Genomic DNA, 13,187 nt, shown 5'->3' on the forward strand with positions numbered 1-13,187 from the left:
TTAAAGTACTCAATCACTCATTTATAGATTGAAAATGGCAACCATACAAGAAGAAATACATAAACGCCGTACTTTCGGTATTATCTCTCACCCCGATGCGGGAAAAACAACACTTACCGAAAAATTACTTTTATTTGGAGGTGCTATCCAAACGGCTGGTGCAGTAAAATCAAATAAAATCAAAAAAGGTGCAACTTCCGATTTCATGGAGATTGAACGCCAAAGAGGTATTTCGGTAGCTACTTCTGTAATGACTTTCGAGTACAATAATCTTAAAATCAACATTCTGGATACTCCTGGTCACAAGGATTTTGCCGAAGATACTTATAGAACTTTAACGGCTGTCGATTCTGTAATTTTGGTTATCGACTGCGTAAAAGGTGTAGAAGAGCAAACCGAACGTTTAATGGAAGTTTGTCGTATGAGAAATACGCCTGTAATCGTATTCATCAATAAAATGGACAGAGAAGGACAAAATCCTTTTGATTTACTAGATGAATTAGAGCAGAAACTTAACATCAAAGTGCGCCCGCTTACTTGGCCAATCAACATTGGTTCAAACTTCAAAGGTGTTTATAATATTTATGAAAAATCGCTGAACATCTTCAATGCGAATAAAACCAAAATTGAAAAAGAAGTTGTTTCAGTAGATATTTGGTCGGAAGAATTAGACAAAAAAGTAGGCGAAAAAGATGCTAATCAATTGCGTGAAGATATTGAATTGATTGAAGGCGTTTATGGAGATTTTGACAGAAGTATTTATTTGTCGGGAGAAGTAGCGCCAGTTTTCTTTGGTTCGGCTGTTAATAATTTTGGTGTGCAAGAATTATTGGACACTTTCACTGAAATTGCCCCAAGTACGCAAGCACGAAAAACTGACGTAAGAATTGTAGAACCAGAAGAGAAAAAATTCACTGGTTTTATTTTCAAAATCCACGCCAATCTCGACCCAAAACACCGTGATAGAATTGCTTTCTTAAGAGTTTGTTCAGGAACATTCGAGCGTAATAAATTTTACAAACACGTTCGTTTAGATAAAAACCTTCGTTTCAACAATCCATATAATTTCATGGCTCAAGAAAAAGAAGTAATCGACGAAGGTTTTCCGGGTGATGTAATTGGTTTATATGATACTGGAAACTTTAAAATTGGCGATACTTTGTCGGAAGGAGAAGTAATGCAATACCAAGGCATTCCAAGTTTCTCTCCAGAAATTTTCAAAGAATTAATGAACCTCGACCCAATGAAATCTAAACAATTGGAAAAAGGAATTCAACAATTAACAGACGAAGGAGTAGCACAATTATTCGTTCAACCACATCTTGGAAATAGAAAAATTGTAGGAACAGTTGGAGAACTTCAATACGAAGTAATTCAATATCGTTTGGAGCATGAGTACGGTGCAAAATGTCGTTTCGACCATCGTGATATAGCTAAAGCTTGTTGGGTAACTTCTGATGACGAGAAAAAACTCACAGAATTTGTAAGATTAAAAGCTCAAAACATCGCACAAGATAAAGACGGAAACTTTGTATTTTTAGCAGAATCAGAATGGATTTTAAGAATGAATATCCAAAATAATCCAGATATTCAATTCCACTTTACTTCGGAATTTAAGAGAGCGGTGGAAGCATAAAAATAGTAGAGGCGAGAAAAATTTCTCGCCTCTACTATTTTACAATATTAATTATCTTTACTTCAAACCCAAATCCTCTTGAATCGCTGAAACCTTTTGCTTTAATTTAGAAAGAACAGCATCAAAATCTTCTGCTTTTTCTAAAGGCTCATTTACTGAAACATAGAATTTAATCTTAGGCTCTGTTCCTGATGGACGAGCAGATACTTTCGTTCCATCTGCTAAAACCAATTGAATTACATTGGAAGCTTCCATTCCCAATCCTGTTGGAATGCTTGTAATTACTCCAGATTTTAAATCTGTTGAAGTTAAGTTCGTATAGTCAATTACTGTTACTGGTTCTGAACCTGCCACTGTTGCGGGAACATTACTGCGTAAATCAGCCATCATTTTCTGAATTTCTTCTGCGCCAGCTTTTCCTTTTTTAGTTAATGAAATCAAGCCTTCGTAATAGAAATTATTTTCCATATACATACTCGTCAAGAAATCGAATAATGATTTTCCATTATCTTTAGCATAAGCCGTCAATTCAGCAATCATTGCACAAGAAGCAACAGCATCTTTATCACGAACAGCATCACCAATTAAATAACCATACGATTCTTCGCCTCCACCGATAAACTTCTCTTTTCCTTCTAATTCACGAATTACCGCAGCGATAAATTTAAAGCCAGTTAAAGTATTATAACATTTAACGCCTTGTGTTTCACACATTTTATCGATGATATTCGTCGTAACAATGGTTTTTGCGATGAACTCCTTTCCTGTCAATTTTCCTGCCTTTTTCCAAGCATCTAACAAGTAATAAATAATCAAACTTGCCATTTGGTTACCGTTCAAAAGTACCCATTCGCCCGCTGGATTTTTCACCGCTGCTCCTACTCTATCCGCATCTGGGTCAGTAGCAATTACCAAATCTGCATCAATTTCTTTTGCCAAATTCATGGCTAAAGTCATCGCTTCTGTTTCTTCTGGGTTTGGATAAATCACTGTTGGGAAATCTCCATTTGGCTCTGCTTGTGCTTCAACGACGTTTACATCTTCAAACCCTAGCAATTTCAAAGCTTTTGGTACAAGTGTAATACCTGTTCCATGAATTGAAGAATAAACGATTTTTAAATCTTTCTGACGAGTAATTACTGCTGGGTTAATTGAATTTACTTGAATTGTTTTCAAGTATTCAGCATCAATTTCTTCGCCAATAGCGGTAATCAAATCTGGATTTCCTGTAAAGTTTATTTCATCTACCGATTGAATTTTGTTTACTTCTGCTACGATATTTTTATCGTGCGGAGCAACTACTTGTGAACCATCGTTCCAATAAGCTTTATAGCCATTGTATTCACGTGGGTTGTGCGAAGCCGTAATTACTAGTCCAGCATTACAGCCTAAATGTCTAACAGCAAAAGATAATTCAGGCGTTGGGCGCAATTCTTTAAATAAATAAACTTTGATGCCATTCGCCGAAAAAATATCTGCAGCTACTTTAGCAAAGTATGAAGCATTATTTCTTGAATCGTGAGCAATCGCTACGCTAATACTTTCGCCAGTGAAATTAGCTTTCAAATAATTGGCAAAACCCTGTGTGGCAGAGCCAACCGTGTATTTATTCATACGGTTTGAACCAACACCCATTTCACCACGCATTCCACCCGTTCCAAACTCTAAGTCTTTATAGAAAGAATCTGTCAATTCTGTTTCTTTTCCTTCATCTAAAAGTTGTTGGATTTTGGCTTTTGTGTCAGCATCATAGTTTCCCGAAAGCCACAAGTTGATTTTTTCTTGGGTAAGTGCGTCTAAGCTAGCAATCATAGTATTATTTGTTAAGTTAAAGTCTGAGATTTTTCGACCAACAAATATAAAAATTATTTGTTGTATTGAATACTGTTCTATGCCTTTAGTGAATAGTGATTTATTGAGCGGTACTTTTTAGCAATTAGCTAATAAAATAATGTATTTTATTAGGTTTTGTATAGTAAAATATTACCAACAAATGCTATCTTTGAAATACCTAAAGTATCAATATTTGTTTACTTATTGTTAATTTTCAAGAATAAATTTTGCGACTTAGTAAAACCTAGTTTATCAACCAATTCTAACTAAACATTCAAATTAAACAACAAAATCAACAACATGAACAGAAAATTACTAATGATTTTTGTGCTGATGCTGACTTTAACGCTGAAAATGGCGGCTCAGGACAGAATTGTCTCAGGAAAAGTAACCTCCTCTGAGGATGGAGCAGTACTTGCTGGTGTGAGTGTTTCGGTGAAAGGTACATCCAAAGGAACAACTTCTGCAGCCGATGGTTCGTATAAAATTAGTGTTCCAAATAATGCAACATTAACCTTTGGTTTTGTTGGCTTTATTAAACAAGATATTGCTGTTGGAACAAAAACCATTATCAATGTTGCTTTAGTAAATGATGTAACTGACATCGAAGAAGTAGTTGTAGTTGGATATGGAACAACCAAAAAACAAAACCTTACGGCTTCTCAAGCCAATATTTCAGGAAAAGCTTTAGAAGGGAAAGCTGGAGGTTCAACATTTGATAATCTTTTGCAAGGTAAAGCAGCTGGATTACAAATTACTTCGGTGAATGGTCGTCCTTCAGGACAAAACTTTATCCGTATTCGTGGAGAAGGTTCATTAACGGCTGGTTCACAACCATTAGTTGTAATTGACGGTGTGCCAGTTGCCAATAGTGAAGCGCAAGGTGGCATCAATATTTTAAATACGATTAATCCAAACGAAATTGAAGATGTTCAAGTATTGAAAGATGCTTCTTCAGCAGCAATTTATGGTTCAAGAGGTGCCAATGGGGTAATTCTTGTTACTACCAAACAAGGTAAAAAAGGTTTACCAAAAATTACTTATTCTTTCCAAGCTGGATATTCAGAAAAAACACCTGACAATTTCAAAATGATGACTTTTGAAGAAAAGCTTCGTTATGAAAAAGACTTGGGTTATACTAATGGATATTTTCAGGTTGATGATGTTACAAAAATTACTGATGCCGAGTACCAAGCAGAAGTAACAAGATTGTCTGCTGGTAAAACAGATTGGTTCAAAACACTTTTACAGAAAGGTCAGTTAAGAACTCATCGTTTGGGTATTAGTGGTGCTAATGATGCCTTTTCATATAACATCGGCTTGCAAACTTCTAAAGTTGGTGGTTTGGTAAACGGTTCTAACTCTGATTTGAATACTGGAAGAATCAATTTGGAATATCGTGCTTCAAAATGGTTAAAAACTGGTTCTAATTTACAGTTTTCTGTTATTCAAACGAATGAGCAAAGAGATCGTTACAATGTTCAAAACCCATTTTATGCCATTTATGCTTACAATGCTTATGAACCAGAATTTAATGATGATGGAACTTACAACCTTACAGCCAACGGTTTCAGTATCTCGGAAGCAATCTTAAACAATACAGAAAAGCAAAATATTGTGAATGGATTGGGAAGCTTTTTTGTAGCGTTAACTCCTATTAAAGATTTAGAAGTACGTTCTCAGATTGGTCTTACTTATACTGATTATGCAAGAGAATATTATATCAAGCCTAATTCAATATTAGACCAATACGTTGGTGACCCAGCCGCAAGAGGTTCAAAAACTGATAATGGTTTTCAAAACTTCAACTATGTATTCACCAATACTGCTACGTATTTTAAATCAATTGATGACACCCATAATTTCAAAGTATTGGGTGGTATAGAATTTACCAGAGATAGACTAAAAACTTATACATTGTCATCAAAAGGATATCCATCAGACAGGGTAAATACTCAAGATAATTCATCAACACCAACGGGTGCATCTACTGGCAAACAAGATTGGGCATTATATTCACTATTTGGTCGTATCAATTATGACTTTAATCAAAAATACTTCCTTGATTTATCTATTCGCCGTGATGGTTCTTCTCGTTTTGGGGCAAATAATCGTTATGGTTTATTTGGGGCAGCTAGTGCTGGCTGGCATTTAGATAAAGAATCATTCATACAAGACTTAACCTTTATCAATTCATTAAAACTTAGAGCTAGTTATGGTTTAACAGGTAATGATCGTATTGGTAATTATACTTCATTAGCCCTATATCGTTATACAAGTTATGGGTTAACTTCGGCCACTTTTCCATCCCAACTTTTGAATTCTGATTTAACTTGGGAAAAATTAGCAGCCACAGATTTTGGTCTTGACTTCTCGGTATTGAATAATCGTCTTTATGGTACGATAGACTGGTACAACAAAAACAATTCATCATTATTGTATGATCGCCCTCTATCGGCAACAACTGGTTTTCAGACAAGAACAGAAAACGTTGGAGCTGTACAAAACAGAGGTTTAGAATTTACGCTTGGTTATAAAATTCTTAATACAAAAGACTTGAAATGGGATGTAAATGTAAATTATTCTATCAATAAAAATAAGGTTACAGCACTTACAGAAGATGGAATTATCCGTCCAGGAGGTCTTAGTAAACTGCAAATCGGACAACCAATTGATGTTTATTTTATGACTCGTTATGCAGGTGTGAATTCTCAAACAGGTGCCCAACAATTTTATAATATCAATGGTGAAATCGTTGAAAATTATAGTCCAAGCGATGCTGTCGTATTAGAAGGAAAATCACGTTTGGCAACTCGTTTTGGCAATTTCCATACAGATATTAGTTATAAAGGCTTTTCTTTAGGGGCTGATTTATATTACTCTGGTGGTAATTATATCTTTAACTCATTGTGGAATGACTTGACCTCTGATGGTGAATACATTTATAATAACCAAGCTGCAGATGCTTTGAATTATTGGAAAAAAGCTGGTGATACTGGTGTACTTCCTGAACCAACTGGAATCAGTTACACTACAGACCGCTATTTACAAAAAGGCGATTTTATTCGTTTAAGAAATGTTACTTTAGGTTATACGATTCCTACAGGTATTACGAAAAAAGCAAAAATTCAATCTGTAAGAATTTATGCGCAGGCTCAAAACTGGTGGTATCACGCAGTTGAAGCTAAAGGTGATCCAGAAATTGGTTTCGGACAAGCAGAAAGTACAGGTGGACAAACACAAGGTTTATTCCGTGGATATAGCTATCCTGTTGCTCGTCAATTAACATTCGGTATTGATTTAACCTTCTAAATTCATCCATAAAATAGACTTTCAAAATATGAAAAAATATATTTTAACTCTTGGCATTTTTACTCTGATAGGAGTAACAAGTTGTAGTGATAAGGAACTTGAATTAACTCCCTACAACTCAGTAACTGATACACAAGCATTTGAATCTGAAACCGATTTTGATAATGCTGCACGAGGTATGTATGCTCGCAATGTTGGTGGATTATCAGGTTTATCGGGCGGTTCGTACTATGCGGGTTCATCCATTAGTCTTCCAGATATTATGTCTGATAATGCTATCATGAGCCGAACAGGTCGTTTATCAAATCGCTTTTTTCATGAGTGGCGTTATAATGGTGACATTGCTTGGGATTTATGGACACAGGCTTATACAACTATTCGTAGAGCCAATGGTATTCTCGTTAACATCAATAAATTACCTGATGGAACTGCCAAAAATAACTTTAAAGGCGAAGCATTAGCAGTAAGAGCGCTTGCTCATTTTGACATGGTTAAATTATACGGAAAAGCTTTTACACAAGCAAGTGATGCTGATTTAGGCATTCCTTATGTAACAAGTATTGATCATAGTGCTAAACCCTCTCGTGAAACGGTAAAGTCTAACTATGCAAAAATCGAAGCAGATTTAGTAGAAGCTGCCAGCTTAATCGGTAATGGAAATGGAATTTATCGTTTCAATAAAGTTGCTGTTTATGGCTTACTTTCACGCTTGTATTTGTATGAAGCTCAATGGCAAAAAGCTGCCGATGCTGCTACACAGTCTTTAGCATTAAGTTCAAGTCCGGGTTCAATTGCCAATTTCTCAAGCATTTGGAAAGATGCAAGTAACGACGGAGTATTATTGAAATTACAAATTGTTGATAAAGACGCTGTATCGCCCGGTGTTGAATATAGCCAAAGTTCGGCATCAGGAGTACGTTCTGAATATGTTGTTGACTTTGACCTTTTTAGATTATACAAAGACAATGATATTCGTAAAACGGCATATATCGGTTCAAGTACTTTTGGTGGATTCAGATATAACAATATCATCAAATATTTCGGACGTGCCACTGGTAATGCAAACGTGGTTGACCCTAAGGTAATCAGAGTAGCAGAAGTATTATTGAATCGTGCAGAAGCTTTGGCACAATTGAACAAAGATGCTGACGCACTTAAAGATTTGAATGCTTTGAGAGCAAGCCGTTACATAGGTTTTGTAGCTGCTGATAACCAAGAAGGTGGTACTGCTTTGAAAACTGAAATTGATTTGCAAAGACGTCTTGAATTAGCTTTTGAAGGGCATCGTTTCTTTGACATTAAACGTAAAGGACTGTCTATTGCTCGTTCAAATTGGGGAGATAGATACGACGGAACAGGAACAACTTATGGTTTCAAAAGCTTAACGGTTGGTGATGCTAGATTCCAGCTACCTATTCCAACCAATGAAATTCGTACAAATGCCAATGTTAAACAAAACCCTGGTTATTAGTATTTAAAATAAATTTATGAAAAAGGCTTTCTTGATATAAAAAGAAAGCCTTTTTTTTCGTTTACATAATGCTTGCTCCTTGATTAATTATCGTTTCTAAATCCTTTATTAATTTCTATCAAAAATAGTTATTATCTTGTGTAGCAAACACTTCAATTTCTATTTAATAAGTCTCCTAAAAACATTTGAATATGAAAAAATTATTACTTTTTACTTTCTTTATAATGGGAAGCATTGGGGCTTTCTCTCAAAAAATCAAAATTGAGTCTATTCCCGGTACTCAAATTGTTGATTATGCCCAAACTCCTGAGCAAGCCAAAGAACGTGTTTTCCCAATGGGCTATACAGAGATGATGAAAGCTAAATTAGAAGCTGACAAAAAACTCGCTGCCAATACTCGTAAATCATCAAGCCAAGCGTCAAACTTCCAAGTATTTTATGAACAAGGTTCAAATTTATCTACAGAAGTAAAAGCCATATTCGAAAAAGCGGCAGCTACTTGGGCAAATGCTTTAAATTCAGACGTCCCTATTAAAATATTAGTACGATGGAGAAGTCTTGCCCCTGGTGTTTTAGGTTCAGCTGGTGCTTCTACATATTATCGTAATTTCCCCGGAGCGGCTAAAGCAGGCACTTGGTATCCAATTGCACTTGCTGAAAAAATGGCTAGAAAAGATTTGAACGGAGAAGACCAAGCTGATATCGTTGCTACTTTTAATTCTGACCGTACAGACTGGTACACTGGCGAATCAACACCAACTCGTTTACAATATGACCTTTATTCAATTGTATTACACGAGTTTGGACATGGACTTGGTTTTATTGGTACTTTCGGCGCAAATGAAACAGTGGCAGGTTGGGGAAGTGGTAGCTTTGTAGGTTCAGCAGGTATTTTTGATAATTTTATCGTAAACAGTACGGGAGTATCTTTAATTGACTCTACTACGATTGACAACTTTTCGGAAGCTCTTCGTAAAGAAATTACTGGTGGAAAATTGTTCTTGAATAGCCCATCTGCAACAAAAGCAAATGCTAACAAGCAAGCCAAACTATATGCCCCAACAACCTATAGTGCGGGTTCAAGTATTTATCATGTTGACCAAGCTACCTATCGTATCGGCGACCCAAATGCTTTGATGACACCATCCATTGCTGCTGGAGAGTTAACTCGTGACCTTGGACCAATTATATTAAACTTTTTTGCTGATATGGGCTGGGTTAGTAGTTCTATTACTCATGACGCTTTCACTGATAATGAAGATACTAATAAAGATTACGTTTTTACGGCTAAAGTGTTCGGAGATACTGCTATCAAAGATGGTTCTGTAAAACTTTACATGACTACCTCTAACCTCATTGCTGATGCCAAAGAAGTAGCTTTAACAAAAAGTGGAAATCAGTACTCATATACACTTCCAAAGTCAACAGATAGAAGACAAATTAGTTATTATTGGCAAGGAGAAGATTTAGCTGGTAGAAAGTTAGCGACACCAGCAGAAGCACCATTGAGTACCAAAGGCTTTACCAATTTCTATCGCTTTACTATCGGTGCCGATACCGTAAAACCAGTCATTGCTTATACCAACAATATTTACTCTATTTATACAACCGATACTGAAGTAAAATTACCACAAGGACAAGCCTTTGATAACATCGGGATTGATAGTGCTTATGTAGAATATTATATCAATGATGTAAAGCAAGCGCCAATCTTATTGACTTATACAACGGCTGATAGAACCATTACTTTTGATGGTAGCTTTAAATTTACAGCAGCCCAATTCAAAGGAAATGATGTTGTAAAATATCGTATCGTCGTGAAAGATAAAGCGAAAGCTCATAATACTAGGTTCTCTCCAGAAACTGGTTTTTATGAATTTAAAGTATTGAAATTATTTCCAGCAGTGAATACCTACAATAATAATTTTGATACTTCGCCTGCTGCTCCAGAAGATTTTTATTTGAAAGGATTTACCTTTTCGAAACCAACTAACTTTACCAGTATTGCTTTAAATTCAGACCATCCTTATAAAAATGGTTCTGAAGAAGTATTTGAATCAGACGGAAACCTTTTTACAAACTACATTGCTCAATTATTAAGACCAATTACTTTGAGAAGTGATACGGCCAAAATCTATTTTGATGAGGTAGTTTTAGTAGAAACAGGTGCCGATGGTTCAGTTTTCCCAGATAGAGATTTCTTCGATTATGTTGTTGTAGAAGGTTCTAAAGACGGCGGCAAAACTTGGCAGTGGTTTCAAGCTGGTTGGGATTCCAACGATGACCCTGAATGGGCTAAAGCTTGGACAAGCTTGAATGTTGATAAAGACCAAAACTCAAAAACAGTTGGGAATCCTAATCTTTTCAGAAAAAGAGAAATTGATATGCTAAGTTCTGGTGATTTTAAAGCAGGTGATAATGTTTTAGTTCGTTTCAGACTTTTAGCTGACCCATTAGCTTATGGTTGGGGCTGGACTGTGGATAACTTAAATATCCAAGGGCCATCTGGCAAGCCTGTTACGCCGACAAATCCAACCGTTTTAGGTAACGAAGCAAGTAATGCTATTGAAGTAGCGATTTCGCCAAATCCATCGACTTCTGGTGAATACAAGATAAAAGCAAGCTTTGCCAAAGCCACCAAAAACGTAACTATCAACGTTGTAAATATCTTCGGATTATCTGTTTTCAACGAGCAACATAACAACTCAGGAAACGAATTCAACCATATTATTAACCTTGGTGGTGTTTCAAATGGTACTTATTTATTGAAACTTCAAACTGAAAATGGAGTAATCAATAAAAAGATAATTTTAGTGAAATAATCTTTTTGAATGAATTTAAACGAGCCTTTTTGTGTATTCAATCAGGCTCGTTTTTGTTGTGACTCATACAATTTTTCACAAAAATGTTATAAGTCGAATAGCAATACCTTATCTTTGCGAAGATTTTTCGCTTCCTAGCAGTGAACTAACCACACTAATAAATTGGAACAAAAGGCTTTCAATCATTAACATTTGAATTTAGAAATCATAAAATATGTCTTGGTTTACCAGAAAAGATAAGGGTATTTTAACCCCTACAGAATCAAAACGTGAAGCTCCAGATGGGCTTTGGTATCAGTGTCCATCTTGCAAGAAAGCAATGCACACTCGTGAACATCGTTTGTTCGCTTATACTTGTTCAAACTGTAATTATCATGAGAAAATTGGCTCACAAGAGTATTTTGAGTTACTTTTTGACCAAACAAAATATACAGAATTGGACGCAATGCTTTCATCAGGTGATCCTCTGAACTTTGTGGATACAAAACGTTATCCAGACCGTATCAAGGCTACTGAAAAGAAAACTGGTTTGAAAGATGCCGTTAGAACTGCACATGGTAAAGTGAACGACATTGAAATTGTAGTTTCTGCAATGGATTTCTCATTTATCGGTGGTTCGATGGGTTCGGTAGTTGGTGAAAAGATTGCTCGTGGTATCGACTATGCACTTGAACACAAAATCCCATTCTTGATGATTTCAAAATCGGGTGGTGCAAGGATGATGGAAGCAGGTTTTTCTTTAATGCAAATGGCTAAAACTTCTGCAAAATTAGCTTTACTCGCTGAGGCAGGAATTCCTTACATTTCTTTATTGACAGACCCAACGACTGGCGGTGTTACGGCTTCTTATGCAATGCTTGGAGATTTTAACATTTCTGAACCGGGGGCTTTGATTGGTTTCGCTGGACCAAGAGTAATCCGTGAAACCATTGGTAAAGATTTACCTAAAGGTTTCCAAAGTGCAGAATTCGTTTTAGAACACGGATTCCTTGATTTTATCGTAGATAGAAAAGATTTAAAAGATAAGCTTTCGTCTTTATTGGGAATGTTAGCGTAATAGCTTTAAGCCTTGAGCGATGAGCTTTGAGATTACAAAAGGGTTGTTGATTCAAAATCAGCAACCCTTTTGTGTTTTTTCCATAAAAAACTCATGCCATGAATCAAAGTCATGGCATGAGTCATAACAGTGATCGCTTATATCTTTCCGCTAAAAAACGCTTAATGAGCCATTCCTCCTTTTTTACAGCAAGAAGGTAATTTTTCATACCCTTTTGCATCAGCTGCTACTTCTTCTGCATCGTAACCTACTTCAGAAATCGCTTTCTTAATTTTGTCCACAGAGGTTTTCTTTGGATTGAATGTTACTGTAACCACTTTGTCTTTACTTTCTACATTCAAATTAGACTCTGATACTCCTTTGGTAAAAGCTAATTTTTTCTCAATACGCTCTTTGCACATTTCACAAATGGCAGACGTTTTAATTTTTACAGTTTCTTTCTTAGGTGTTTCTGCAAAAGTGAACACTGAAACCAATAAAAGGACGAATACTAAAATGTTCTTTTTCATGTTGTTATTTGTTTATTATGTTGTTTAAAAATTTGTTTCTGTTTTATTTCCAGATTTGACAACTTTTGTAAAGTTGTCAAATCAATTGGCATCAAACCTGAGTATTTAAGCTCTCGCTTTTAGAATATAGCCACTCGCTCGAAGAATGTAATCATCCGCTCGGAGAATATAAGCACCTTCTTGGAGAATATAACCACCCGCTAGAAGAATGTAAGCACCTTCTCGGAGAATATAGCCACCCGCTCGAAGAATGTAAGCATCTTCTCGGAGAATATAGCCACCCGCTAGAAGAATATAACCACCCGCTCAGAGAATGTAAGCATCCGCTTTTTAGCTTTTTAAGCCCTTGTTGGAGTTATCTCCAACAAGATGTGCGTAAGCAACACGCCAACTTAATAATTTCATTCTCACTTCATATTTGGAGACTTGCTTACGCTCGTTTCGTTGGAGATAACTCCAACCTTTACTTTTGCTTATTATTAATATTCTAAGAACAGAAAAAACATTACTACTATAATATTTTTCTTTTTTTGCTTCTTTTTTTCTT

Annotated in this window: 8 protein-coding genes; 5 read left to right on the forward strand and 3 right to left on the reverse strand. The window is 35.9% G+C overall.

The genetic code is table 11. The features are described 5' to 3' along the window. Positions 1–34 precede the first annotated feature (34 nt). Complete coding sequence (locus tag ABID42_RS18775) at positions 35–1,636, forward strand: peptide chain release factor 3 (protein WP_367284972.1); 1,602 nt, start codon at positions 35–37, stop codon at positions 1,634–1,636. A gap of 57 nt (positions 1,637–1,693) precedes the next feature. Here the strand turns inward: ABID42_RS18775 and ABID42_RS18780 are convergent, their stop codons facing one another. Further along, on the reverse strand, positions 1,694–3,448 hold the full coding sequence (locus ABID42_RS18780; protein WP_367284973.1) for a phospho-sugar mutase: 1,755 nt from the start codon (positions 3,446–3,448) through the stop codon (positions 1,694–1,696). A gap of 321 nt (positions 3,449–3,769) precedes the next feature. Between ABID42_RS18780 and ABID42_RS18785 the strand changes: the two genes are divergently transcribed. From ABID42_RS18785 to accD, 4 genes are all read left to right on the forward strand, one after another. After that, on the forward strand, positions 3,770–6,781 hold the full coding sequence (locus ABID42_RS18785) for a SusC/RagA family TonB-linked outer membrane protein (protein ID WP_367284974.1): 3,012 nt from the start codon (positions 3,770–3,772) through the stop codon (positions 6,779–6,781). Between the two features lie 28 nt (positions 6,782–6,809). Next, a complete protein-coding gene (locus tag ABID42_RS18790; protein ID WP_367284975.1) occupies positions 6,810–8,252 on the forward strand; it encodes a RagB/SusD family nutrient uptake outer membrane protein in 1,443 nt (480 codons plus the stop codon). A 191-nt stretch (positions 8,253–8,443) separates the two neighbouring features. Then, on the forward strand, positions 8,444–11,074 hold the full coding sequence (locus ABID42_RS18795; protein ID WP_367284976.1) for a T9SS type A sorting domain-containing protein: 2,631 nt from the start codon (positions 8,444–8,446) through the stop codon (positions 11,072–11,074). 214 nt (positions 11,075–11,288) lie between these two features. Beyond that, on the forward strand, positions 11,289–12,131 hold the full coding sequence (gene accD / locus ABID42_RS18800) for an acetyl-CoA carboxylase, carboxyltransferase subunit beta (protein ID WP_323256664.1): 843 nt from the start codon (positions 11,289–11,291) through the stop codon (positions 12,129–12,131). Positions 12,132–12,292: 161 nt separating this feature from the next. Here the strand turns inward: accD and ABID42_RS18805 are convergent, their stop codons facing one another. Together ABID42_RS18805 and ABID42_RS18810 are read right to left on the reverse strand one after the other, a co-directional pair. Beyond that, positions 12,293–12,640, reverse strand: a complete 348-nt coding sequence (locus ABID42_RS18805; RefSeq protein ID WP_367284977.1) for a heavy-metal-associated domain-containing protein — start codon at positions 12,638–12,640, stop codon at positions 12,293–12,295. Positions 12,641–12,970: 330 nt separating this feature from the next. Then, the coding region (locus tag ABID42_RS18810) for a hypothetical protein (protein ID WP_367284978.1) at positions 12,971–13,187 on the reverse strand (217 nt) is incomplete at its 5' end.

Source organism: Arcicella rosea, assembly GCF_040543805.1.
GTDB lineage: Bacteria > Bacteroidota > Bacteroidia > Cytophagales > Spirosomataceae > Arcicella > Arcicella rosea.